The following is a 23,757-nucleotide window of genomic DNA, read 5'->3' on the forward strand; positions in this document are numbered from 1 at the left end:
CTGTTGAGGTTCCGAACCTAACCAGCGACGCCAACTTCGGACTGCGCGACGGCGACCGATTTGAGAATTGCGAAACAGTCGACCCCGACGTCAAGTTCCAGTGCCAGCGCCGAACGCCGGGTGACCCGCGCCAGCAGCACATCCTCGCCCGCGCGCAACTGGATGATAGCCCCCGGTCCATCGCCAAGCCGCACCGCGGTCACCACCGCCGGCAAGATATTGAGCGCCGACAGGCCTTCAGGCCTGGTGCGTGACAGGATCACGTCCTGAGCGAGAATCCGGACACTGATCCGGGCACCGACAGCGGCCTCGATCCGCGGCAGCAACAGCACCCCGCACGAAGCCTCCAGCCGAGTCAGCCCATCTTCCTCCTGCGCGGCCACAACCGCGTGCAGCGAGGCGCCGGCTGTTCGCAACCCGAGCGCCGGCACGCTGTCGGGATCTGACAGGATCTCCGCTGCCGGACCCGCGCGAACCACCCTTCCCGCCTCCATCAACACCAGCGTTGTCGCCAGGCGGGCAACCTCGGCCATGGTGTGACTGACATAAAGGATCGGAATGTCGCTTTCTGCCCGCAACCGTTCCAAATAGGGCAGAATTTCCGCCTTGCGGTGGTCGTCGAGCGCCGCCAGCGGCTCATCCATCAACAACAGACGCGGCCGCGCCAACAGCGCCCGACCAATCGCCACCCGCTGTTTTTCGCCGCCGGACAGAGCCCCCGGCCGGCGTTGCAGCAAATTCTCGATCCCCAAAGTCGCCACCACCCGGTCAAACTCCGGGCCGGAGTGCGCATCGCGGGAGGGGGCTCCGTAAACCAGGTTCTGGCGCACGCTCATATGCGGAAACAGCCGACCTTCCTGAAACACGTAGCCAAGGCTGCGGTGGTGTACTGGCACAAAGACCCGCTCGTCGGAATCAAACAGCACACGGTCGTCCACCACGATCCGGCCCGCTTGCGGCCGCAACAACCCCGCCACCGCGTTGACCACGGAGGTCTTGCCCGATCCCGAGCGGCCAAACAGCGCCGTCACCCCGGCGGGCGCATCAAAGCTGACATCCAGCGCGAAATCGCCGAAACGATGGGCAAGGCGCACCGAAAGGCTCATGATCCCGATATCCTTCGCGCCACCGCCCGGCCAACCCATTCCGACAGGAACAATGCGGCCAGCGCGATCACCACTGCGATCAGCACCAGTTGCGCGGCCTGACTGTCACCACCCGGCACCTGCAGAAAGCTGTAGATCGCCAGTGGCAGCGTCTGGGTCTGGCCCGGAATATTGGAGACGAAGGTGATTGTTGCGCCGAATTCGCCCATTGCCTTGGCAAACGCCAGGATCGCACCGGCCACCACCCCGGGCAGGATCAGCGGCAGGGTGACAGTGGCAAACACCCGTACGCGCGTAGCCCCCAGCGTTGCCGCCGCCTGTTCGAGTTTCGGGTCCACCGCTTCGATCGCCAACCGGATCGCCCGCACCATCAGCGGAAACGCCATTACGGCCGCCGCCAGCGCAGCCCCGGTCCAGCGGAAGGCAAACACCAACCCGAAAGCCTCATCGAGAAAACTTCCGATCGCGCCGCGGCGGCCGAATGTCAGCAGCAGCAGATAGCCGGTCACCACCGGCGGCAGGATCAGCGGTAGATGCACCACGCCATTAAGCACCTGCTTGCCCCAGAACTGGTACCGCGCCAGCACATAGGCCACCGCCACGCCAAATGGCAGGCTCAGCACAGTCGCCCACAATGAGACCTTGAGCGACAACGCCACCGCGCTCCACTGGTCAGGGCTGAGCCAGTCAGCCATCGCCATGCCCCGGCGGAACCAGAAAACCGTTCTGCCTGAACACGGCTTCCGCGTCGGCCCCGCTCAGCGCTGCAAAAAAGCCACGCGCTTCAGGCCCGACCGAGCCGTGGACCATTGCTGCAGGATAGACAATCGGAGCGTGGCTCGTGGCGGGAAACGAGGCGATGATCCCGACATTTTTATCGACCAGCGCATCGGTCGCATAGACGATGCCGTAGGGTGCCTCGCCTGATGAGACCAGCGCCAGCGCGGCGCGAACATTGTCGGTCTGAGCCACTTTCGGCGCCACCTCGTCCCAAAGACCGAGCTGCGTCAGCGCCATTTTTCCATAAATCCCGGCAGGAACCGAATCGACCATCGCCATCGCCAACCGCTCGTCGCCGAGCATTCCGGCCAGATCAGTATCCGGACCAAAGGAAATCGCCTCCGCTTGCGCACCGTGGGCGATCAGCACAAGACTGTTGGAAAGCAGATCAATCCGCGTTGCATCCTCGATCAGACTAGCCTTCTGCAGATAGTCCATCCAGTCGGTCGACGCCGAGATATAGATGTCGGCCGGCGCGCCCTGCTCGATCTGCCGCGCCAGTTGCGAACTTCCTGCGTAAGAAACCGCCACAGTATGTCCGGTCGCCTGTTCCCAATCCGTGGCAATCCGGTCCAGCGCGGTTTTCAGGCTGGCAGCTGCAAACACCAGCACGTCCTCGGCATGGGCGGAGGCGGCGGAACCAAGCAGCAAGCCGGCCAGCACCAGGGATCGGGCCAATCGGCGGATCGAACGGGCAGACATTGGCGACGCTCCGGCTTGTTTATGCTTGAACGGAGATAACAGCGCCGCCCATCCAATAGCAAGCATTCACACTCCGTCCGGCAGGGTTGCCTTGCCGCGTTACCAGCGAGAACCGGAAGCGAGACCGCTCCCGGTTCTTCACCGGCCCGCCTTTGAACCGCGAAAGTACATGCCTTATGCAGCACCAGTTGACCGGCACATTTCGCTTGGCCGTACACGGCAGGCAATAGCTGGTCGCGGCTCAGTCGACGCTGCCACCGCTGTTTTCATCGCCCTCGCCTTCCGGCGTCACGTCGAGCACCTGCGCCCGCGCGGTGATTTTCACCGGTCCCGGCTTGCAGTCGGACATGCAGGGTTCGAGCCCCTTGGCGTAATACGGCTCGCTCAGCCGGTCGTCAGCAATGAAATTTGCTTCGTTGGGCAGACGGATCGAGGCGAAATTCTCGTTCGAAAGCTCGAACTCCTCGTCAACGACGATATCGTTGAGATAGAGCACATAGGCTGTCAGCGCATAAACGTCGTCATCACTGAGCGAACGGGCATCCCCGAACGGCATCGCCCGGCGGACATAATCATATACCGTCGACAGATAAGGCCAGTAGGAACCGATGGTCTTTACCGGACGGTCTTTGAGCAACGAATCCTGTCCGCCCGCCAGCACCGGCCATCGACCGGCGCCCTCGCCGAAATCACCGTGACATGCAGCGCAGCTTTCACTGAAAATCACTTCGCCCTGAGTCACGGTGCCGCTGCCCACCGGCAATCCCGCGCCATCGGGACGGATATCGATATCCCAGGCCGTCACCTCGTCGGGCGTGGCCACCCGACCGAGCCCGAAAGCGCCGGTGCTTTTCTCTGTCGAAACGGGTTCTGCCGTCGCCTCGGCTTCTGCGGGGGAAGATGCCGCAGTTTCCACCGGAGCATTCGCTGGCTCTGCCGCAGCCGCCTGTTTTTCCGAAAACTCTTTCAGATAGGCCGTGAGATCGGCGGTATCCTCGTCGGATTTAAGCCCGGCAAACGCCATCTTGGTGCCTTTGACCATCCTGCGGGGATTGGCAAGGTACTTGGCCAGCGCGGCGTCGTCCCAGACCAGCCCGTCCTCACCGGCGGCGATCATTGCCTTGGAATACTTGTAGTCGTCGGCCGTACCAGCCGTGCGTCCGAGCAAGTCGTTGAGCTGCGGCCCGACACGGTTCTTGGCGCCTTCGCCAACCGCATGGCAAGCCTTGCACTTGTTAAACACCTTCTTGCCGGCGGCAGCATCCCCATCGGCCAATGCCTGGCTCGAGACCGCAGCGAGCAGCAGCCCTGCGGTGATCGCTGCGGGTTTAAGAAACTTCAACATTTTCAACCACTCCGTCAGTGTTGACGTGCCATGTCTGGATGCCGTTGTTGTGATAGATCGAATTGCCGCCGCGTGCCGCGCGCAATTCGTTCTTGGTTGGCTGCACCAGGCCCTGATCATCAATGGCGCGCGATTGCAGCAGCATTTCCGAGCCATCCCAATTGATATCGAGATAGAACCGGTGCAACGCCTTGGGCAGGCTAGGCCCGTCAATCCGCGCTTCATGCCAGTTGCGGCCGCCATCAATCGTCACATCAACCCGCTTGATCGTGCCGCTGCCTGACCAGGCAATCCCGCTGATTACCAGCGGCCCCTTGCCATGGGTCACCGGCGCCTGCGGGCTGGGGCTGGTGATGACCGATTTGACATCCATCACGAAGGTATGGCGGCGGGCTTTGCCATCGGCCAGAAGGTCGGTGTATTTCGAGGTCTCCTCACGCTGCGCCCAGGGCTGGTCGCCAACCTCAAGCCGGCGCAGCCATTTCACCCACATATTGCCTTCCCAGCCGGGCACGCACAGTCTCAGCGGATAGCCCTGTTCGGGGCGCAAGGCTTCGCCGTTCATCTTGAAAGCGACAAGACAGTCATCGAGCGCCTTCTCCATCGGGATCGAGCGGCTCATCGCCGCCGCATCGGCGCCTTCGGCCAGCAACCATTTGCCCGCTGTCTTCACACCTGCTTCTTCGAGCAGATAGCGCAACGGCACCCCGGTATAGACCACACAATGCACCATGCCGTGGGTAAACTGGCAGCCATTGAGCTGCGCGCCCTTCCACTCCATGCCGGTATTGGCGGCGCATTCCAGGAAGTAGACACGGTTCTCGCGCGGAAACCGCTTCAGGTCTTCCATCGTGAAAACCAATGGAGTGTCGACCAAGCCGTTGATCATCAGCCGGTGCTCGGTCGGATTGATGATCGCCACGCCGCCATGGTGGCGCTCGAAGCACAGGCCGTTGGGCGTGATGATGCCGTCAAGTTCATGCAGCGGCGTGAAATTGATCGACGAGACCGGATCTGCCGTCAGCCATGGCACGTTGCGGCGCACCACCTGCACCTCGAATTCAGACGGAGCCCCATAGGGCGCGGCATCGACGCCATCACCAAGGTAACGGTTCCAGTCCTGGATCTCGGTGATCAACGGGTCGCCGTCTGCCCGCGCCAAGCCGGCGCTTGCCGCAACCGCCGCACCGCCAAGCAGGCCGGTCTTGAGAAAGTTGCGCCGCGAGGCCGCGCGTCCGGGTGTCTTCGGGTCGGTTTTGCTCACCATGAGATCCTCCCTTCGCGCCTGTTCAGCATCTGCATTGTTGTTCTCCGTCCTCGCCGCCAGATGTTCACAATCCGGCTCTGATTATCCCTCCGCCTCAGCGGATCACTTTCACTGCGGCTACATCCGGATCCAGTGAAATCACGGATTTTTTGGTGATGTAGTCTTCCATCAGATCGTAGATCGGCGGGCCTTCGACGCCTTCATTGACCGAGGCCCAGCCACCGACGGTATAGCTCTTTTCGGCTTCGATCAGATCGCCGCTGCCGGTCAACCGCATGTCCGTAATCCGGTTGCCGATTGTCGCATCCGGCGTGCAGGCATAGGTAAACCCGCCGACACGCACCATGTCGCCACCCTGCTGCAGGAACGGGTCCTTGTTGAACAGGTTGTCACAGACATCTTCCATGATGTCCTTGAGCTGGGCGCCGGTGAACTCCAGCCGGTAGACCGCCGGGTAGTTCATCGAGGTTTCGGTGTAGAGATCGTCGATGGTGATGTCGGAACCGGGCAACAGCGTCGTGCCCCAGCGGAACCCCGGCGACAGCGCGATCTCGGTGTCGCGCTCCTCCATGATTCCCTGGCAGATCAGGTCATCCCAGGTGCCGTTGAAATTGCCGCGCCGGTAGAGCATGCTCTCGGTGCGACCGATCACCCGACTGGCCTCGGCCTCATAGGGTGCGCGCACTTCGTCGATCTTGGCCGCCATTTCCGGATCGGGCGCAATCACGTCTGAAAACACCGGGATCAGCGTTGAATTGTAGCCGGCAATCTTGCCGTCCTTCACCTCGAGATCGATGCGGCCCAGATATTTGCCGTGCGAGCCCGACGACATCAGGATCGTACCCGCGACCTCGATGGCATGCGGAATGGCATCATGGGTGTGGCCGGTGACGATCACGTCAAGGCCGGAGACGACGGTGGCAAGCTTGCGGTCGACATCGAAGCCGTTATGCGACAGCAGCACCACTATTTCCGCGCCCTGGGCCCGCGCCGCGTCGACATTGGCCTGCAACACATCGGGGCGGATGCCGAACGACCATTTAGGGAACATCCAGCTCGGGTTGGCGATCGGCGTATAGGGCATGGCCTGGCCGATCACCGCCACCTTGACGCCACCGCGCTCGAAATAGGCGGTGTGCTCGAAGGCCGGTTCATCCCATTCGGCATCGAAGATGTTCGACGCCAGGAACGGATAGCCCATCGCATCGACCAGTTCCAGGAACCGATCCTCGCCAAAGGTAAACTCCCAGTGCCCGGTCATCGCATCGGGCTTGAGCAGCTTCATGCAGTCGACCATGTCCTGCCCGTTGGTCTTGAGCGAGGTATAGGAGCCCTGCCAGGTGTCGCCACCATCGAGAAACAGCACCTTGTCATCGCCGCGCTCGGCACGGATCGATTTGACCAGGGTGGCGGTACGGTCGAGCCCGCCAAGCCGGCCATAGGTACGAGCCAGATCAACATAGTCGACCATGGTGTGGGCGTAGGCCAGCGGACTGCCCTTATCGATGCCGAAATAATCGAGGAACTCCTCGGCCACCAGATGCGGCGGCAGCCCGGCATAGTCGCCGACCCCGATATTGGTGTCGGGCGGACGGAAGAACACCGGCTTGAGTTGCGCATGCACATCGGTGAAATGCAGAAGCGTCACCTGGCCTTTAGGGTCGAATTTCAGCAGGTCGTCCTGGGTCAGTTTCTGCTGCGCCAAAGCGCGCGTCACATTGGCCCCAAGCCCGGCCGCGCCAAGGGCAAAACCTGCGTTCAGCGCATATTGCAAAAAGTCGCGTCGGCTGTGCATTGCAATCTCCATTCGGGCACAAAAGGACAAGCGAATCCGCTCCGGCGCCAGCCGGATTTCGCATTCTCCGATTTCATGCGTTCAGTATCGCCGGAGGCGCCAAGGCGCCCCCGGTCAGGTCACGTTTTACTGGCGGACCGAAGGCGTTTCGACCGAAAGGCCGGTGCCACGCCATGTCACATAGGTCTCAAGCGCCATCAACTCGTCCGAGAATGCCTTCGGCTGCTCGGCGCGGGTATCGCGGATACAACCGCGGAACCGCTGGTGCAGCGAAGTAAGCCCGCTCTTGAGCCGGTAGGTGGGAAAGCCGTTGACCTGTCCCTGGCTCAAATGGTCGGCTCGGATGTATTTTCCGGTGCTGACTTCGTGGCAACTGGCGCAGGCGAGGTTCAACTGCCCGGTGCGGGTATAGTAGACGTCCTTGCCCTTCTCCCACCAAGCCTGCATATCGCCCTGACTGAGGTCGATCTCAACCGGCACGCCAAGTGACTGGTGCTTGATATAGGCTGTCAGCTCCTGCTGGCCGCCCTTGTTGAAAGGCAGGGCCTCGGCGCCCATCTGTTCGGTCCGGCATTTGTTGATCTGCAGCTCGATGTTGATCGGCTTCTGAGAATCCGCATCCCATTTGGGGTAGTTCGCACCAACGCCCTTCATGGTTTCAGCCGCGTCGCCGTGGCAGCTGGCGCAGGATTTCCCCGCGGTGCCGTCAACCTTGCTCCACAGTACTTCGCCGTCTTCGACGGCGATCATGCCCGGGTTCTCGATCGTATCGCGCTCGACATCGCGGGTTTCTGCTTCGCGGTAATGCCAGCCGGAAACCACTTCGTCGAAGGGATACCCCTCCGGCGCCGCAGTGCGGGTCACCATCGGCACACCATCGATTTCCAGCGTGTCATCGACAGGATCAGCAAATGCGAGGCCCGAGCCGGCCAATCCGGCCGCAAGGGCAATGCCGGTAATTAGAAGTCTTTTCATCACGGTCTCTGTCCTCCCAGGATCATCCTGCCTGGCCTCCCGGCCCACGCAGGCACCCTTCGTTTTAGTTGACTTCGATCGGCGCCTCGGCTTCGTAAACCGATCCGTCGTCGTCCAGCCAGGTGAACTTGAAGGTTCCGCTAGCCGGGACCTTGGCGTTGAACTCGAAATACGGGTTGGCCGAGATCGCCGGATCAAGATCGCACTCGAACACCGTCTGCCCTTCGAACGAGCAGGTGAACTTGTTGATGATCTGGCGCGGGATCGGATTTCCGTCCTTGTCCTTGCGCTGCCCGGATTCCATTTCATGGCTGATCAGGGTCTTGAGAGTGATGACCTCACCGGCGGAAGCCGACTTGGGCACCTTGATGCGTGGTTTTGATGCCATTGTTTCAATTCCTGTCCTGGCTTAGCCGCCGCAGCCGCCGATGGTTACCTTGACCTGCTTCTTGTCCATGAAGACCGAGCCGTCTTTCATTTTCGCAACCGCGATGACGTTCTGGGTTTTGGCCAGACGCATGCGGGTGGTGGCTTCCGCCGCGCCGCTCATCTCGGTGAAGTGAAAGGTCGCAACCTGCGGGTTGGGGTTGCCTTCGGCGAAAATGATCACCGATTCGACCAGGTCGTCACCGCTCATCGCGCTTTCGACACTGACCGACACGGGCACGGTATTGCCGTTTTCGGCGATTTCGGGTGCGGTCAGCGTGATCTTGCCTTCAGCCGGGGTTGCACCGCCGGTGAAATCCATGATCGCCTTTTCCGTATCCTCCACCGCAGCCAAAGCCGGGTTGACCCGTGCCCCGACGCTGATAAAGGCCGCGGCACTTGCCGCCAGACCTAAGACGCTACGTCTTGTAAATTTCATTGTACCCGAGCTCCTTTGCTCCAAATTGATCTGTGTCCCATTTCTTTCCCTCAGCTCAATCCTTGAGCGTGACGAGATAGGCCACAACATCCTCGACTTCCTGAGCGCTCAGGATGGTCTTGCCCACATATTGTTCCGCCAGATGCTCGCCGACCGCCAGAGAGTAAAACCCCGGCATCACGGTTTCAGGGCCGAAGGGCTCTTTCGAGTTGACTACAATGGCGCGAATCTCGGCCTCTTCCCAGCGCGACGCGACACCATCAAGCGGCGGGCCCACATCACCATGGAAAAGTTCGCCGGACATATCCGAATTGACGTGACATGCGAGGCAATTGCCCTGCTTGCGGCTCTTGAAAATTTCCGCGCCCGCTGCCGGATCACCGGCCACGCCGGTCAGCGACGTGACAACACCGGCATCGGTAAATTCGACTGCATCGGGCGCGATTTCCGCGGCCCAAGCAGCCGTCGACAGCCCCACCGCGGCTATCACCGATAGTATAAATCTGTTTCGCCTATGCATATGGCGGTCCCTCCCTCCATTGTCCGGATACTTGCAATCCGGATCTTCTCCGTTTCAAACGATAGCCATTTGGTGGCGTACATTCAACGTAAAAATATGATTTCTTGAATATGTCGTTTTTCCACGCCTATTCCGCGTCCAGCCGCCCTTCCTCCCGCAATTGGTTGATGATCCGCGCGTGGTATTTCTGGAAATGCTCCTCACCTTCATAGCCTTTTTCGCTTACCCATTTGAACATGTTCAGGAATGTCCATTTGCCAAAGGCCCCCGGCATGGTGGCAACAGCGGCCTGTGCAACAGATACATTCTCGGGTGCGTCTTCAGGCAGGAAGACCAGGGTCGGGGTAAAAACATAGCCCCATTTGCGGGCGGCAGTTTTCTCGGTCAGCGTCTCGCCATCAAGATCGGTGACCTCCTCGTCGCCAAACATATTGTATTGCACGACCATGAAATTGGCCTTGATGAACTCGGCAACTTCCGGATCGGTTAGCAACTCCTCATGCATATTGGCGCAATAGATGCAGCCACGTTGCTCGAAAATCATCACCAGTCGCTTGCCGTCCGCCTTGGCGGTCTCGATGTCTTCGGCCACATCGCGGAAAGTCATGGAAAACCAGTTCTGCTTGTGCAGCCCGTCCTCACCGAGTTCGAAGGACCAAGCCTGGGCAGACAGGCCGACAATTGCGGCAAGGGCGATAAAAGCGCGTCTCATCATCATTATTCTCCTATCCAATTGTCGCAAATGCGGGGAACGTTTCCAGCAACCATTGGGCGATCCGCGACATCTGGCCAGTCATGAACAGGATACCTGTAATGACGAGAAGTACGCCCATGGCTTTTTCGATCACAGCCATATGTTTCTTGATTCGGGTCGAAAACCGGATGAATCGACTGGCAAACACCCCGGCAACGATAAAAGGAATCCCGATACCCAGCGCATAAAGCCCCAGCAGCATCGCCCCCTGCCCGGCGCTCTCCTTGGCCGCAGCCATGAACAGGATGGCCGCCAGAATCGGCCCCACGCATGGTGTCCAGCCAAAGGCAAAGGCCAGCCCCATGACGTAGGCGCCGACCATGCCTGCGGGCTTGCGCTCAACATTGACCCGCGCTTCGCGGTAGAGTAGCGCAAACTTAAACACGCCGAGAAAATGCAGCCCCATCAGCAAGATCACGATGCCTGCAATGACCGACAGCACATCGAAATAGCGCGCCACCGATTGCCCGATCACGCTTGCAGTTGCGCCCAGCGCCACGAACACGGTGGAAAATCCCAGCACAAAGGCAACTGACGCCAACGCAATGCGCCGGGAAGCGGCCTTGTCGGCCTCGGCATTCTGGACTTCATGAAAACTCATTCCCGCCAGATAGGCCAGATAAGGTGGCACGATCGGCAACACGCAGGGCGACACAAATGACAACAAACCGGCCAGAAAAGCGGCCCCGTACCCAATATCCATCACCTGAGACGACCTCCCGTCGCTGCGCCGCTCCACGACCGGTTGACGTGATGGCGGCGACCATGCAATTGCTAGATATGCAAAATATTATATATATTGCAATCGCAAAATTCTCCAACAGGACCCGCGCCATGACGGTATACCCTGCAGCCCTGCTTGCCCTTCTCATCGGCTTCTCGACTCCGGCGCTGGCAGCTGAGCTCGTCATGTTTGAACAGGCTGGCTGTGCCTGGTGCAAGCGTTTCAACGAGGAGATCGCGCCGGCCTGGTCGAAAACCGAACAGGGCAAGCGCGCGCCATTGCGCAGGGTTGACATTCACGCTGATATTCCTGCCGACCTTGCCGATATTCCGGTCGAGCGCTTCACGCCGACCTTTGTGCTGGTGGACGATGGACGCGAGCTTGGCAGGCTGCGCGGGTATCCCGGCGACCAGTTCTTCTGGGCACTGATGGATGAGATGCTGGCCAAGCTTGATCCGTGAATCCGCGGAGCCTCTGCAGAGCGCCCGCCACGCGCCTGAGGGACAGACACGATCGCTTGCCTGCATGGGGCAGCGCGCCTAGACTTGACGGACAACGGTCGGGAACATGGCCGGAGGGAGGAATGCCATCATGATCAATTCGGGATGGATGCTGGCGCTGTCGGGCTGCGCAGTGGGCGGGGTTATCGGTTTCCTGGCCCGTAAAAGCCATTTCTGCACCATGGCCGCACTCGAGCTTCATTGGTACGCCGCAGATGATCGACCGTTGCGGGCTTGGGTGCTGGCGGCGTTTACCGCGCTGATCGCTACCCAACTGGCAGCCGCCGCCGGCTTCGCCGACATTGATCGCTCGTTTTATATTACTGAGCCGCTACCGCTTGCCGGCGCGATACTCGGCGGGTTGATGTTCGGCCTCGGCATGGCGCTGGTCGGCACCTGCGGTTTTGGCGCTCTGGTGCGCCTTGGCGGCGGCAATCTGCGCGCGCTGGTGGTGCTTACCGGTCTCGGCCTGGCAGCCCTTGCCGCCCAGCGCGGCGTCACCGCCCATCTTCGCGCCGCCCTGCTCGACCCGCTTTCCATCAATCTCAATGCCTTTGGCGGCCAGTCACTTGGCGCCCTGTCCTCACGGGCACTCGGCTTTGATGTCGCGTTGCCGCTGGCGCTCGTCATCGGCGCGGCGGGGCTCTGGTGGGTATTTAAATCAGCCGCCTTTCGCGCTGATCGGATGCGGCTATGGGCCGGCCTTGGAATCGGCCTGTGCATCGCCGCCGGCTGGGTCATTACCAGCCGTTTCGCCGCCCATATGCTCGATCCGGTGCAACTGGAGGCCGGCTCCTTCGTCATGCCGGTGGGCGACACCATACTGCAGATCATCACCGTCACCGGCGAACTGCCCGATTACGGCATCGGCCTGGTTGTCGGCGTGTTCCTGGGCGCTGCTGTATCGGCATTCCGCTCTGACGACATGCGCTGGGAAGCCTGCGACGATGCCCGCGAACTCAGCCGCCACCTGCTCGGCGCATTCCTGATGGGAACCGGTGGCGTCTTCGCCCTTGGCTGCACCATCGGCCAAGGCGTCAGCGCCTTTTCGGTGATGGCCATCTCCGCACCGATTGTCATGGCCTCGATCGCGCTCGGCGCGCGCATGGGCCTGGGCCTGCTGATGGAAGGCACTCCATTCAGTTTCATCGCCGACTGGCGCGCGTCGAAAACCTCAGTCTGAGGCCACAAACCGGTAAGCCGTCCCGTCGCGTTCTACCCGGCCTTTGCCGGGCTCAGGCAGATGATAGGCGGTCAGCAGCGCCTTGTCGCCAGCCAGTCGGTCGAGCAGCTTGGTCCGTGTAGCAATACCCATTTCCGGATCCTGGTCCGAGCCGCTTGGCCATGACGGGTGCATGAACGACACCACGAAATGCGTGATCGCGTCGCCTGCGATCAGCACCGGTTCGGCACCGCCGTGCAGCAGAAACGACATGTGACCTGGCGTATGTCCGGCCGTGTCCACCGCTTCCACGCCGGGCAGCACGTCGGCGCCGGCTTCAAACAGGTTGATCCGGTCTTCCAGAAACGCCAGCCGGTTTTGCGCGCCAACCGCAAAGGTCTTGCGCGCTTCGGGCATAGCGTCGACCGTACCGGGATTACGCCAGAAATCCCATTCCGCACGGCCCATGTGATAGGCCGCATTGGCAAATGTCAGCTCGTCGAAGTCGTCAACCACGCCCCACAGATGATCCGGATGGCCATGGGTGAACACCACGTCGGTTACCTCGGCAGGGTCAAATCCGGCTTGTGTCATGTTGTCGATCAGGCTGCCCGCTGACGGCATGAAATTGGCGCCCGAACCGGCATCGAACAGGATGGTGCGGTCACCGGTTTTCAGGATCGGCACATTGCAATCCGGCATCAGACTGTCGGTGGGCTGATCATTGGCTTCCAGCAACGCCAAGAGCTCATCCTGCGGCGCGTCCGGATAGGAAAAGCTGAGTGGCAACACCAGATTGCCGTCACTGATGGTGGTCAGCACGCCTGTGCCGATCTCGAACGCCCGCGCCGGCCACAGCGCCAGCGGCGCCATCACCAATCCGGTCCCGGCAACGCCGGCTTTCAGTACATTGCGTCGCGTCAGCCTGGGCGAAACCATCACTTGTCACTCCATATTTATGTATTTGAATATTTGCTTGTGTCTTGATCAAGGTCAATGTCTAAACACCGGAAAAAGGCTTTATAAGCGCAAAGAGGGACTACCGATGGACTTGGAACTGCTGGCTGACCAGTTCGGTGACAAGGGTGTGCTGCTGCTCGGCGGCGGCGTGATCGGCGCACTGTTCGGCGCGTTTGCCCAACAAAGCCGATTTTGCCTGCGGGCAGCGGCAGTGGAGTTTTCGCGCGGAGAGATCGGCGGCAAGCTGGCCATCTGGCTGATCGTCTTTTCCACCGCCATCACCGGAACCATGCTGCTCTCGGCTGAAGGCCTGTTTGTTGCCCGCGAAGCCCGCCAACTCGCCTCCCCGCAAAGCCTCTCGGGCGCCGCCATCGGCGGCTTGCTGTTTGGTACCGGCATGGTGCTGGCGCGCGGATGCTCCTCCCGGCTTCTGGTGCTCTCGGCCACCGGCAATTTGCGCGCGCTCTTGTCAGGCCTGGTGTTTGCCGTGGTCGCACAGGCCAGTCTGCACGGCTTTCTCTCGCCCGTGCGCGAAGCGCTCGCCAATCCGTTGACTACGCTCAATATCGGCTCCAACGACTTGCTGCTGTTATCAGGCGTCTCCGAAACGGTCGCAGGCGTTGCCGTAACCGTCGGGCTCGTGGCCAGTCTGGCGCTGGCGTACTGGCGCAGAATTGGGGTCTGGAAGACGGTTGCCGCCTTCGGCGTCGGCGCCTGCATCCCGCTTGCCTGGTGGTTCACCCACGCCATGAGATCGATCGCCTTTGAACCGGTGCAGCTTGAATCCCTAAGTTTCACAGGCCCTTCGGCCGATACCTTGATGCTGTTTCTGTCGCCGCCCGGCACGATGATCGATTTCGATGTCGGGTTGGTGCCGGGCGTCTTCATCGGCGCGTTTCTCGCTGGCCTTTTCAGCGGTGAACTCGAATTGCTCGGCTTTCAGGGCGGCGACGCGATGCGGCGTTATCTTGCTGGCGCCGCTCTGATGGGGTTTGGCGGCATGCTCGCCGGCGGCTGCGCTGTTGGCGCCGGGGTGACCGGGGCAAGCATCTTTGCGCTGACCGCCTGGGTCACCCTGTTCTCGATCTGGATCGGCGCGATGGCGACTGACTGGCTGGTCGACCGCAAATTGTCCGACCGTAAGGTCCGCAGCCTTGAAAAGGCGCGCCCAGCGCCATCCGTTGCCCAGGGCGTAGAGTGAAAGCCAATTCGGCCTGATTTTCCAGGCTAAGGTCACACATCCGCGAACAGCACACCCCTCATCTCCTTTCCACGAAATGCGTCACAAAAGCTTTGTGATGGCGGTGTAGCACGTGCAGGCGGCCCGATCTGGCTCAGGTCGAGCCGGACCGAAACACGACGTTCCCCACAGTTTATCGTCACAAATATGCATTATTGAGACTAATTGGCCCATATCATGCTCAACACTTGCAATTAAGCCGCAATTATCATTCTATGTGAACGAGTTCTGAAAACCGCCCTATTCCGATTCACAAACGACCAAGGAGCACGACAACCATATGAGCGCGCCTCTGTTCTTGTTGGCCTTCTTGGCATCTGTATTTGCATTTGTTTCGCCATCCTTCGCTTCCGTCTGGCTGAAAACCGGCAATGAAACGACCCGCCCCTACGGCCATGTCGAATATTGCTCCCGGAACGCGTCTGATTGCCGTGGGCGCTCTGCCTCGGCCAAGCTTCCCTCCGCCCGCCTTAACCTGCTGCGCAATGTCAACAATGCCGTCAACCGCGCAATCACGGCTGTCGATGACAAGGACGCATTCGGTCGCAAGGAATACTGGACCGCACGCACCCGGAAGGGTGACTGCGAAGATTTTGCGCTGGCAAAACGCGCCAAGCTGATGCGCAAGGGCTTCAAGCCGTCGCAATTGCTGCTGACCATGGGCTATTCAGGCGGCGTCGCTCACACGGTGCTGGTGGTTCGCACCCGGGACGGTGACTTCGTGCTCGACAATCTCAACAACGAGGTCAAGCCCGTCCGTGCTGCATCGATGAGCTTTCTCAAGATCCAGGCACCCGAAAACGGTGGCCGCTGGCTGCGCGTCACCGGCAAGACCAAGCAGACCCCGTGACGCACCCGTCTGCTTTTTGATGCGCGGCTGATTAGGTCGCGCCACAAAACAAGTTCGCACCCAAGCCCGTGCCAATACCTTGAATTTTGCGTGTCGCAATGCCGGTGGTTTATGCTATCGCTGGGTGCATCTGACATCCCACCCGCACGCCTGAATGGCCCAAAGCACGGCGGAGGACCCTTCGATCGCGGCTTTTCGTTTCATCCATACTGCCGATATCCATCTTGATTCGCCGCTGAAGTCGCTGGCCTTGCGCAATGCCGATCTGGCCAGCCTGATCGGCGCGGCCACGCGGCGCGCCTTCAGCGCGACCATCGATCTGTGCCTGGATGAGAAGGTCGATGCGCTGATCATCGCCGGCGATCTCTATGATGGCGACCAGACCTCGATGAAAACCGCCCGCTTTCTCGCGGGCGAACTGACTCGGCTGTCCCAGGCAGGCATCCTCACCTTCATCATTCGCGGCAATCACGACGCCCTGTCCAAGGTGTCGAAGGAACTGGTGTTGCCCGACACCGTCAAACTGTTTGGCGGTCGCCCCGAGCATGTGCTGGTCGAGCGCGGCCTTGGTGAGAAGCCGGTTGCCATTCACGGCCTCAGTTTCGCGCAGCCAACCGCGCCCGAAAGCCTGATTTCGCGCTACAAACCGCCGCTCGCCGATGCGATCAACATCGGCATCATGCACACTAGCCTCGGTGGCGCCCCCGGCCATGACCGCTACGCGCCCTGCAGCCCGGCCGAACTCGATGCCATTGGCTATAACTACTGGGCGCTTGGTCACATCCACAAACGCTCGGTAACCACGGCACAAAGCACCATCGTCATGCCCGGCATGCCGCAGGGCCGCGACATTGGCGAGGACGGCCCCAAATCCGTCACCCTGGTCTCCATTGGCGAGGACGGCACCGTCAGTCTCGAGGAAAAGCCAGTCGCGCTGGCCGAATTTGTCCGGGTGCCGATCGACCTCGACGGAATTGCCGAGTGGGACGATCTCGCCGCCGCCATCACCACAGCCCTGAGCAGCGCACGCGCGGAAGCAACGGCCCCCGAACTCGTTGTACGGCTCGGCTTCAGCGGCGAAACCCCGCTTGCCTGGCGCATGCGCCGCGACGCCGATCTCTTGCTGGCGGAAGCCGAGGATCGGGCTGCGCGCGCCGGTTCGGTGTGGATCGACAAGCTGGAAATCGAGTGTGTGGCGCCACGCCCCTCGGCATCCTCGGGCGCCGATCCGCTGGTCGAACTTCATGCGCTGATGGAAACCAGCATTCTTGGCTCCGACGGCTTTGAGACTGCATATACCGCCATCATCGAGCAGTTGCAGGGCCAGCTTCCCGCAGAACTGCGCGATCTGTTCGGCACGGACGAGACCGACGCCCAGGCACAGCGCCAGACACTAGCCAAGGCGGGCATCGACGATGTAATGGCGCGGCTGCGCACCGGCCCAGTGGGCGGGAGCAGCTGATGCGCCTCAACCGCCTCGACCTCACCCGTTATGGCAAGTTCACCGACCATGTGATCGACTTTGGCGCGGCCACGCCCGGTTCGCCGGATCTGCATCTCATCTACGGCCCCAATGAGGCTGGGAAATCGACGCTGTTCAACGGCTGGCTCGACCTGCTGTTCGGCATTGGCGCCCAGAGCGCCTACAATTTTCTCCACCCCTATCCGGCCATGCGCATCGGCGCGTCGATTGACCTGGAATCGGGCCCACAGGAGTTTGTCCGCATCAAGCGGCCCCAGAACAGCCTGCTCGACGGTCACGATCAGCCGGTCTCCGAGGCCGCCCTGCTGGCCGGGCTCAGCGGGCTCGACCGGGAAAGCTACCGCACCATGTTCTCGCTTGATGACGAGACCCTCGAACAGGGCGGCGAGAGCATTCTCGCCAGCCGCGGCGATCTTGGTGAATTGCTGTTCTCCGCCAGTGCCGGTTTGGGCGAACTGTCGCAGAACCTGGCTGGGATCCGCACCGAAACCGAAGACTTCTACAAGCCCAGAGCACAAAAACGCGTGCTCGGAGAGCTCAAGGCGCAGCTTGCAGCGCTGAAGGCCGAACGCGACCAGATCGACACCCAGGCCAGCAAATATGCCCAGCTCAACAAGGATCTGGAGGACGCACGCCAGCGCCATGAAGAGGCCAGCGGCAAGCGCAAGCAGTTAAGAACCCGCGTGACCGCGATCACAGCCATTCTCTCTGCCCTGCCCCGCCGCGACGAACTGGCCGATTTGCAAGCCGAGCTGGAAACTCTCAAGGATCTTCCCGAGGCCGCGCCCGAATGGCGCGCGGAAATTGCTGCCCTGCGCGAAGAACAGGCGCGGCTGGAGGCTGGCGCCGGCGCCATTGCCGAGGAACTCGAGCGCCTGATCGCCGAGCGCGATGCCGTCGAGGTCGACAGCCGCGTGCTGTCGATGGGCGACCGTATCTCCGAACTGGACCGGTTGCGCACCCGCCACGACACCGCCGAGGAAGATCTGCCCGGGCGTCACCAGGCATTGAACCGGCTCGACGGCAGCATCGCCCAATTGCTTTCCCGTCTGGGTCGCGACGGCGAAATCGAACCAACGCGGCTTTTGCTCGATGCCGCGACCGCCGCTGACCTGAATGACCTGATCAAGGCCCGCGCCGGCCTCGACGCCCGGATAGCATCAGCCAGGAAGGAAGCCGCAGACGCCAAAGCGCGCGCCGAAGAGGCGCTGACAGCCCTGCCGCAAACCGGGGATTCGGACCCAGCCGTCGCGCCCGAGCAACGCCGCAGCCAGATCGCGGCTCTCACGCAGGCGCTTGGCGCGGCCCGGCAGGAAGATCACAGCGCCCGGTTACGCACGGCGGAGCGCGCCCTTGCCGTTGCCCACGAAAAACACGCCAGCCGATTGGCCGCGCTGGCACCATGGCGTGGCGAGAGTGCGCAGCTGCGGGCCATGACCCCGCCCGAGGTCGACCGCATTCGCGCCTGGAAAACCGGCATTGAAGAATTGGCCCGAAAGGCGGCCCGGCTTGACGAAGAGACCGAACGAATAAGCCAGTTGCTGCGCCGTCTCGAGGCCGAGCGCGACGCCGTCACCCGTGCCACCGATCTGGCGTCAGAGGACGAAGTTCGGTCATTGCGCGCTGCCCGGGATAAGGCCTGGAGCGATCACAAGACAAAGCTGGACACCGAGACGGCGGCCACCTTCGAAGCCGCGATGCAGGCCTGCGACCGGGCCGTTGACCAGCGCGCCGCGCACCAGGCCGATGCCGCGCGGCTCAAGGAAAACGCGATCCAGATGGCCACCGCCCGCGCCGATCTCGACAGCAACAACGTAGCCCGAGAACAACTCGACCGCGACCGGTCTGCACTGCACGCGGCTATTGCCGAGGCTATCGCCCGGATGTCCGCCGAGCTCGATCCGCAGATGACCCCGGCCGCGCTCGAAGACTGGCTTGCGCGCCGCGAATTGGCGCTGCAGGCGGAAGCGGAGGTCAACGACCTCATCGGCCAGATTGAAACCGCGCAAGTCGACCGGCAGCATTCCTGCGCCCGTCTGGCACAAGCACTGGCGCCGTTGCAGCTTGCGATCCCGCAAAACGAGAATTTCGAGCAACTGATCAGCCACGCCGAGGACCTGGTCAGCAGCGAAACCCGGCTCGAGGGTCTGCGCCAGGCCGTCGCCACGGCCGAGCGTGAGCGCAAACGCCGCGAGAACGAATTGCGTGACGCCGAGGCCGAGATGCAGGCCTGGGTGCTGGCCTGGAAGGATGCCTGTTCGAGATCCTGGCTTGGCAGCGAACAACGGATGCCGACGCCCGCACAAATCCAGGAAACCCTCAAGCTGCTTTCCGAACTGGCGCCGGCGCTCGATCAGCGTGCGAGCCTGGCAGACCGAATCGCCAAGATGGAACGCGACCAAGAGAGTTACGTCACCACGCTCAAACAGCTTGCCACAGACATCGGCATCGAGCCCGAGGGCGTGGCCGCTGCCCACCTCAACCGACGGATCTCTGACCAGTTCGCCATGGCCGAAAAGGCGAGCGACCGGCATGAGGATTTCGCAAGGCAGATCGAAGACGCTATTGCCCGCCAGCGCGCCCTGTCGGAAGCCCGCGCCGTTCATGCCGGCCGGAAAGCGCAGATGCTCGATGCCCTTGCCGCCGAAACGCTGGGCGAGGCGGCGCTGCGGGTGGATCAGGCGCTGGAACGCAAACGGCTTATGAGCCGCACTGAAAGCATCGGCCGCGAACTGCGCGAGGCACTCGGCGCAGCTTCCCTTGCCGAAGCACTGACGCAGTTGTCTGATGTCGATCCACTGGCCTTGAATGCCGAGAAGCAGGAACTCGAGGCCGAGCTCGAAATGCTGGATGCCGACATCCAGGATCTCCATGCCGACCGCAGGGCGGCCGAGGCAGCACTTGCGGCAGTCGGCGGCGATGATGCGGTCGCGCAGATCGAGCAACAACGCCAGACCACGCTGATCGCCATCGCCGAGGGCGCCAGCCACTATCTGCGACTTTCGGCCGGCGTTCTCGCCATGGAGCAGGCACTGACGCTGTATCGCGAGAAACACCGCTCGACGATGATGGCGCGCGCCTCCGAAGCGGTGCGGACAATCAGCCGCGGTCGCTACACCGGCCTCGCCTCCCAGCCCGACAAGGGTCGTGAACTGCTGATAGCACTGACCGATGACGGCGGTTCCAAGCAGGCCGAGGAAATGTCCAAGGGCGCGCGTTTTCAACTTTATCTGGCGCTCAGGGTCGCCGGTTACCACGAGTTTGCCCAGTCGCGGCGCACGGTGCCCTTCATCGCCGACGACATCATGGAGACCTTTGACGATTTTCGCGCCGAGGAAACATTCGGCCTGTTTGCCGAAATGGCGGGCGTCGGTCAGGTGATCTATCTCACCCATCACCGCCATCTCTGCGATATCGCCAGATCGGTTTGTCCCGACGTCAGGATCCACGAACTCTCCGCCTGACCGGCAGGTTTTTGCCCGGTTTTAAACAGGCACAGCTTGGCATTTTCGCCATATCCCTGTATCGAAGCCGCAATCCCAATGCCCATTTCGGGTTCAGCCCCTTGCTGGCAGCTCATTTGCCGGACCGCAATCGCGCTCCGGGGCTGCCTGCTCTCACCAGTTTCGCATCGCCGAACCATCCTTTCATCGGACAGGACGCCCCCGCTTCATGATCTCGTTCAACCACTATTTCTCGCAATGGACCGGCAACATCCGCGGCGACATTCTCTCGGGTCTGGTCGTCGCTCTGGCGCTGATCCCCGAGGCAATCGCCTTTTCGATCATCGCCGGTGTCGACCCCAAGGTCGGCCTCTATGCTTCGTTCTCGATCGCCGTCATCACCGCAATTGTCGGCGGGCGCCCGGGCATGATCTCGGCGGCCACCGCGGCCACCGCCGTGTTGATGGTCACCCTGGTCAAGGAACACGGGCTTGAATATCTGCTCGCCGCCACCGTGCTGGCCGGCCTGATCCAGATTCTGGCAGGCATTGCCAAGCTTGGCTACGTCATGCGCTTTGTCTCCAAATCGGTGATGACCGGCTTCGTCAATGCGCTGGCAATCCTGATCTTCATGGCGCAATTGCCCGAACTGATCGGCGTGCCATGGCTGACCTATGTCATGGTCGCCGGCGGGCTGGCGATCATCTACCTGTTTCCGCTGATCACCACCGCCATCCCCTCGCCATTGGTCACCATCGTCGTGCTCACAGCCCTGACGATTTTCTTCGGCTTCGACCTGCGCACCGTAGGCGACATGGGCGCGCTGCCCGACACGCTGCCGATCTTTCTGATCCCCGACATTCCGCTGACGCTGGAAACGCTGTGGATCATCCTGCCCTATTCCGTGGCTGTCGCAGCGGTCGGCCTGCTTGAATCGCTGATGACGCAGACCATCGTCGATGATCTGACCGACACCACATCGAACCGGAACCAGGAATGCATCGGCCAGGGCATCGCCAACACCGCCACCGGCTTTATCGGCGGCATGGCCGGTTGCGCCATGATCGGCCAGTCGATCATCAACATCAAATCCGGCGGCCGCGGACGGCTGTCCACCTTCGTTGCCGGTACCATGCTGTTGTTCTTTATCGTTGTGCTGGGCGACTGGGTGGCAAAAATCCCGATGGCAGCCCTTGTGGCAATCATGATCATGGTCTCGATCGGCACCTTCTCCTGGTCGTCGATCAAGAACTTGCGCTCCCACCCGCGTTCGTCCTCGGTGGTGATGCTGGCAACCGTGCTGTTTGTCGTCTTCACCCACAATCTTGCCATCGGCGTGCTTGTCGGTGTGCTGTTGTCCGGCCTGTTCTTCGCCTGGAAAATCTCCCAGCTGTTCGGTGTCCGCTCCGAACTGACGGCGGATGGCCGCACCCGCACCTATATTGTTGAAGGTCAGTTGTTTTTCGCGTCTGCCGATGATTTCATGCAATCATTCGATTTTCACGAAGTTCTCGAAAAGGTCGTCATCGATGTCTCCCGCGCTCATATCTGGGATATTTCCAGCGTTGCTGCCCTCGACATGGCCGTGCTGAAATTCCGCCGCGATGGCGCCACCGTTGAAATCATCGGCATGAATGAAGCCTCTGAAACCATCGTCGACCGGCTTGCGATACACGACAAGCCGGGCGCGATGGACAAGTTGATGTCCCATTGAGCAAGGACCCGACCATGACCAGCACAATCCTAGCCCTTGTCGACGGGTCGATATACTCCAAGAGCGTATGCGATCACGCTGCTTGGGCGGCGGCCAGAATGGACGCGAAAGTCGAACTTCTGCATGTCTTCGACCGCCTCGCCGGCGCGCAGAACTCCGATCTTTCCGGCTCGATCGCGCTCGGCGCGCGCACGGCCCTGCTCGAGAAACTGGCAACGCTGGATGAACAGCGCCTGAAACTGCTGCAGCAGAAGGGCCGCGCCATCCTCGACGATGCCCGCGCCATCATCGAGGCGGCCGGCCAGACCGTGTCAGGCGTCCACCTGCGCCAGGACGATTTGACCGATGCGGTTGCCGCCCAGGAAAACAGCGCCGCCATGATCATGATCGGCAAGCGCGGCGAAGCTGCCGATTTTGCCAGCCTGCGGCTGGGTGCCCATGTCGAGGAACTGGTCCGCGCCAGCCACAAGCCGGTGTTCGTGGCCTCGCGCGCGTTCAAGCCGATCGACCGGGCGATCATCGCCTATGATGGCGCCGCATCGAGCCAGCGGGTGGTCGACCATGTCGCCCGCAATCCGCTGTTTTCAGGCCTGACGATCGAGGTGATCACCGTCGGTTCGCGCAACCGCGAGACTGAAAAAGGTTTGGAAAACGCCAAAGCCGTGCTCACCGGCGCCGGGCTGGAGGTCGAAACCAAGATCCTCGCCGGGCAACCCGACGTGGTTCTGGGTCAGCGCGTCGAGGAAGCCGGCTCCTGCATCGTCGCCATGGGCGCCTACGGCCATTCCCGGATCCGCAGCTTCGTGATCGGCTCGACGACGTCTGAAATGCTGCGCTCCTGCAAGGCGCCTGTGCTGTTGATGCGGTGAGGAAGACCGAAGATATCTGCCATCGAACTGACTGGATCTTAGGGCCCTTTACGGAACCTCGTCGTCTTGTCAAATGCTGCGCCGCAGCTTCCGCATTGTTGCCATTCAACAAACACCCAGCATGTTGTTGGATCAATGCCGCGACAGCATCAATTTGCACTAACTGGTGGACTTTGACATTTGCTGCAAGACATTCATGGCATCGTGTTCACGACCATCCGGAACGAACAGGTGATCGTGAAAAAAGCCAGAGACCGGATTCACACCCATTTCATGTTTTGCGAGTTCCGAAGCAATCCGGGCCATGAAGCCCACTGCTTCCAGGGACGAATGAATGTTCAGCGTTATCATCCGACAGGGGAACTCGTATGGCAATGCATGCGCTTCCGCTTCGGATTTCAGCAAAATAAGGGTGGTACCTTCGGCTTCTTCGAAGACCATGCGAGGTTTGAGATTTGCCGGTTGTTGATCAGTTGGAACTGTCACGAAGACATACAGGCCTTCGACCAAACATGCCGAAAGAGATCTGATTAGTTCGTCCAAGTTTGTCTCGCCGGTCATGCATGGTCCGATCAGATAGTTGCCCGAATCTTAGCATAATGCAGGTTGATGGCCAGCATGTTGGGTTGGCTGCTTGAGCGCCATTAAAACCGACAGCATCGCCTTTAATCGGACCTGTGCCATGCCGAACAGGAATGCCGAT

Annotated in this window: 22 protein-coding genes; 8 read left to right on the forward strand and 14 right to left on the reverse strand. The window is 61.1% G+C overall.

Features of this window, described 5'->3' with window-relative positions; genetic code table 11:
- Positions 1–17 precede the first annotated feature (17 nt).
- The 12 genes from modC to ACK6D9_RS16525 all read right to left on the reverse strand — a co-directional run bounded on the left by modC (position 18) and on the right by ACK6D9_RS16525 (position 10,815).
- Positions 18–1,106: a molybdenum ABC transporter ATP-binding protein gene (gene modC / locus ACK6D9_RS16470; RefSeq protein WP_412049323.1), complete on the reverse strand. Its 1,089-nt coding sequence runs from the start codon at positions 1,104–1,106 to the stop codon at positions 18–20.
- On the reverse strand, positions 1,103–1,807 hold the full coding sequence (gene modB / locus ACK6D9_RS16475) for a molybdate ABC transporter permease subunit (RefSeq protein WP_412049324.1): 705 nt from the start codon (positions 1,805–1,807) through the stop codon (positions 1,103–1,105). The genes modC and modB overlap by 4 nt, the downstream gene beginning before the upstream one ends.
- Complete coding sequence (gene modA / locus ACK6D9_RS16480; protein WP_412049325.1) at positions 1,794–2,588, reverse strand: molybdate ABC transporter substrate-binding protein; 795 nt, start codon at positions 2,586–2,588, stop codon at positions 1,794–1,796. Before modA ends, modB begins: the two co-directional genes overlap by 14 nt.
- Before the next feature lie 241 nt (positions 2,589–2,829).
- Positions 2,830–3,933 carry a c-type cytochrome gene (locus ACK6D9_RS16485; RefSeq protein WP_412049326.1) on the reverse strand — a complete coding sequence of 368 codons (1,104 nt, stop codon included), beginning with the start codon at positions 3,931–3,933 and terminating at the stop codon, positions 2,830–2,832.
- Positions 3,917–5,200, reverse strand: coding sequence for a sulfite dehydrogenase (gene soxC, locus ACK6D9_RS16490; RefSeq protein WP_412049327.1), 1,284 nt, complete (start codon positions 5,198–5,200; stop codon positions 3,917–3,919). Before soxC ends, ACK6D9_RS16485 begins: the two co-directional genes overlap by 17 nt.
- A gap of 94 nt (positions 5,201–5,294) precedes the next feature.
- Complete coding sequence (gene soxB, locus ACK6D9_RS16495; RefSeq protein ID WP_412049328.1) at positions 5,295–6,995, reverse strand: thiosulfohydrolase SoxB; 1,701 nt, start codon at positions 6,993–6,995, stop codon at positions 5,295–5,297.
- Positions 6,996–7,121: 126 nt separating this feature from the next.
- Positions 7,122–7,970, reverse strand: coding sequence for a sulfur oxidation c-type cytochrome SoxA (gene soxA / locus ACK6D9_RS16500; RefSeq protein WP_412049329.1), 849 nt, complete (start codon positions 7,968–7,970; stop codon positions 7,122–7,124).
- A gap of 64 nt (positions 7,971–8,034) precedes the next feature.
- Complete coding sequence (gene soxZ / locus ACK6D9_RS16505) at positions 8,035–8,358, reverse strand: thiosulfate oxidation carrier complex protein SoxZ (protein ID WP_267653087.1); 324 nt, start codon at positions 8,356–8,358, stop codon at positions 8,035–8,037.
- Positions 8,359–8,379: 21 nt separating this feature from the next.
- A complete protein-coding gene (soxY, locus tag ACK6D9_RS16510; protein ID WP_322988237.1) occupies positions 8,380–8,835 on the reverse strand; it encodes a thiosulfate oxidation carrier protein SoxY in 456 nt (151 codons plus the stop codon).
- A gap of 55 nt (positions 8,836–8,890) precedes the next feature.
- Positions 8,891–9,355 carry a sulfur oxidation c-type cytochrome SoxX gene (soxX, locus tag ACK6D9_RS16515; RefSeq protein WP_412049330.1) on the reverse strand — a complete coding sequence of 155 codons (465 nt, stop codon included), beginning with the start codon at positions 9,353–9,355 and terminating at the stop codon, positions 8,891–8,893.
- 127 nt (positions 9,356–9,482) lie between these two features.
- A complete protein-coding gene (locus ACK6D9_RS16520) occupies positions 9,483–10,067 on the reverse strand; it encodes a thioredoxin family protein (RefSeq protein WP_412051834.1) in 585 nt (194 codons plus the stop codon).
- 13 nt (positions 10,068–10,080) lie between these two features.
- Positions 10,081–10,815, reverse strand: coding sequence for a cytochrome c biogenesis CcdA family protein (locus ACK6D9_RS16525; RefSeq protein ID WP_267653090.1), 735 nt, complete (start codon positions 10,813–10,815; stop codon positions 10,081–10,083).
- Between the two features lie 128 nt (positions 10,816–10,943).
- On the opposite strand from ACK6D9_RS16525, the gene ACK6D9_RS16530 reads away from it, so the two are divergent.
- On the forward strand, positions 10,944–11,294 hold the full coding sequence (locus ACK6D9_RS16530) for a transcriptional regulator (RefSeq protein WP_412049331.1): 351 nt from the start codon (positions 10,944–10,946) through the stop codon (positions 11,292–11,294).
- A gap of 130 nt (positions 11,295–11,424) precedes the next feature.
- Positions 11,425–12,516, forward strand: a complete 1,092-nt coding sequence (locus ACK6D9_RS16535) for a YeeE/YedE family protein (RefSeq protein WP_412049332.1) — start codon at positions 11,425–11,427, stop codon at positions 12,514–12,516.
- On the opposite strand, the gene ACK6D9_RS16540 is transcribed toward ACK6D9_RS16535, so the two are convergent.
- Positions 12,508–13,434 (reverse strand): MBL fold metallo-hydrolase, encoded by a 927-nt coding sequence (locus ACK6D9_RS16540; protein WP_412049333.1) that lies wholly within the window; start codon positions 13,432–13,434, stop codon positions 12,508–12,510. The genes ACK6D9_RS16535 and ACK6D9_RS16540 overlap by 9 nt on opposite strands.
- A 106-nt stretch (positions 13,435–13,540) precedes the next feature.
- On the opposite strand from ACK6D9_RS16540, the gene ACK6D9_RS16545 reads away from it, so the two are divergent.
- From ACK6D9_RS16545 to ACK6D9_RS16570, 6 genes are all read left to right on the forward strand, one after another.
- Complete coding sequence (locus ACK6D9_RS16545) at positions 13,541–14,656, forward strand: YeeE/YedE family protein (RefSeq protein ID WP_412049334.1); 1,116 nt, start codon at positions 13,541–13,543, stop codon at positions 14,654–14,656.
- Between the two features lie 319 nt (positions 14,657–14,975).
- Entirely contained in the window at positions 14,976–15,545 is a 570-nt protein-coding gene (locus tag ACK6D9_RS16550; protein WP_412049335.1) for a transglutaminase-like cysteine peptidase, read from the forward strand.
- A 154-nt stretch (positions 15,546–15,699) separates the two neighbouring features.
- Positions 15,700–17,007, forward strand: coding sequence for a metallophosphoesterase family protein (locus tag ACK6D9_RS16555; RefSeq protein ID WP_412049336.1), 1,308 nt, complete (start codon positions 15,700–15,702; stop codon positions 17,005–17,007).
- Complete coding sequence (locus ACK6D9_RS16560) at positions 17,007–20,492, forward strand: AAA family ATPase (RefSeq protein ID WP_412049337.1); 3,486 nt, start codon at positions 17,007–17,009, stop codon at positions 20,490–20,492. Before ACK6D9_RS16555 ends, ACK6D9_RS16560 begins: the two co-directional genes overlap by 1 nt.
- A 208-nt stretch (positions 20,493–20,700) precedes the next feature.
- Positions 20,701–22,185, forward strand: a complete 1,485-nt coding sequence (locus tag ACK6D9_RS16565) for a SulP family inorganic anion transporter (protein WP_412049338.1) — start codon at positions 20,701–20,703, stop codon at positions 22,183–22,185.
- A gap of 14 nt (positions 22,186–22,199) precedes the next feature.
- A complete protein-coding gene (locus tag ACK6D9_RS16570) occupies positions 22,200–23,054 on the forward strand; it encodes a universal stress protein (RefSeq protein WP_412049339.1) in 855 nt (284 codons plus the stop codon).
- 159 nt (positions 23,055–23,213) lie between these two features.
- Here the strand turns inward: ACK6D9_RS16570 and ACK6D9_RS16575 are convergent, their stop codons facing one another.
- Complete coding sequence (locus ACK6D9_RS16575; protein ID WP_412049340.1) at positions 23,214–23,615, reverse strand: ACT domain-containing protein; 402 nt, start codon at positions 23,613–23,615, stop codon at positions 23,214–23,216.
- Positions 23,616–23,757 lie beyond the last annotated feature (142 nt).

It is taken from the genome of Hoeflea sp. Naph1, assembly GCF_046837775.1.
Classification (GTDB): Bacteria; Pseudomonadota; Alphaproteobacteria; order Rhizobiales; family Rhizobiaceae; genus Hoeflea.

Bases quoted from the DNA above. Each gene is read 5' to 3' on its own strand.
- modC (WP_412049323.1), bottom strand. From the start codon at position 1,106: ATGAGCCTTTCGGTGCGCCTTGCCCATCGTTTCGGCGATTTCGCGCTG.
- modB (WP_412049324.1), bottom strand. From the start codon at position 1,807: ATGGCGATGGCTGACTGGCTCAGCCCTGACCAGTGGAGCGCGGTGGCG.
- modA (WP_412049325.1), bottom strand. From the start codon at position 2,588: ATGTCTGCCCGTTCGATCCGCCGATTGGCCCGATCCCTGGTGCTGGCC.
- ACK6D9_RS16485 (WP_412049326.1), bottom strand. From the start codon at position 3,933: ATGTTGAAGTTTCTTAAACCCGCAGCGATCACCGCAGGGCTGCTGCTC.
- soxC (WP_412049327.1), bottom strand. From the start codon at position 5,200: ATGGTGAGCAAAACCGACCCGAAGACACCCGGACGCGCGGCCTCGCGG.
- soxB (WP_412049328.1), bottom strand. From the start codon at position 6,995: ATGCACAGCCGACGCGACTTTTTGCAATATGCGCTGAACGCAGGTTTT.
- soxA (WP_412049329.1), bottom strand. From the start codon at position 7,970: ATGAAAAGACTTCTAATTACCGGCATTGCCCTTGCGGCCGGATTGGCC.
- soxZ (WP_267653087.1), bottom strand. From the start codon at position 8,358: ATGGCATCAAAACCACGCATCAAGGTGCCCAAGTCGGCTTCCGCCGGT.
- soxY (WP_322988237.1), bottom strand. From the start codon at position 8,835: ATGAAATTTACAAGACGTAGCGTCTTAGGTCTGGCGGCAAGTGCCGCG.
- soxX (WP_412049330.1), bottom strand. From the start codon at position 9,355: ATGCATAGGCGAAACAGATTTATACTATCGGTGATAGCCGCGGTGGGG.
- ACK6D9_RS16520 (WP_412051834.1), bottom strand. From the start codon at position 10,067: ATGAGACGCGCTTTTATCGCCCTTGCCGCAATTGTCGGCCTGTCTGCC.
- ACK6D9_RS16530 (WP_412049331.1), top strand. From the start codon at position 10,944: ATGACGGTATACCCTGCAGCCCTGCTTGCCCTTCTCATCGGCTTCTCG.
- ACK6D9_RS16535 (WP_412049332.1), top strand. From the start codon at position 11,425: ATGATCAATTCGGGATGGATGCTGGCGCTGTCGGGCTGCGCAGTGGGC.
- ACK6D9_RS16540 (WP_412049333.1), bottom strand. From the start codon at position 13,434: ATGGTTTCGCCCAGGCTGACGCGACGCAATGTACTGAAAGCCGGCGTT.
- ACK6D9_RS16545 (WP_412049334.1), top strand. From the start codon at position 13,541: ATGGACTTGGAACTGCTGGCTGACCAGTTCGGTGACAAGGGTGTGCTG.
- ACK6D9_RS16550 (WP_412049335.1), top strand. From the start codon at position 14,976: ATGAGCGCGCCTCTGTTCTTGTTGGCCTTCTTGGCATCTGTATTTGCA.
- ACK6D9_RS16555 (WP_412049336.1), top strand. From the start codon at position 15,700: ATGGCCCAAAGCACGGCGGAGGACCCTTCGATCGCGGCTTTTCGTTTC.
- ACK6D9_RS16560 (WP_412049337.1), top strand. From the start codon at position 17,007: ATGCGCCTCAACCGCCTCGACCTCACCCGTTATGGCAAGTTCACCGAC.
- ACK6D9_RS16565 (WP_412049338.1), top strand. From the start codon at position 20,701: ATGATCTCGTTCAACCACTATTTCTCGCAATGGACCGGCAACATCCGC.
- ACK6D9_RS16570 (WP_412049339.1), top strand. From the start codon at position 22,200: ATGACCAGCACAATCCTAGCCCTTGTCGACGGGTCGATATACTCCAAG.
- ACK6D9_RS16575 (WP_412049340.1), bottom strand. From the start codon at position 23,615: ATGACCGGCGAGACAAACTTGGACGAACTAATCAGATCTCTTTCGGCA.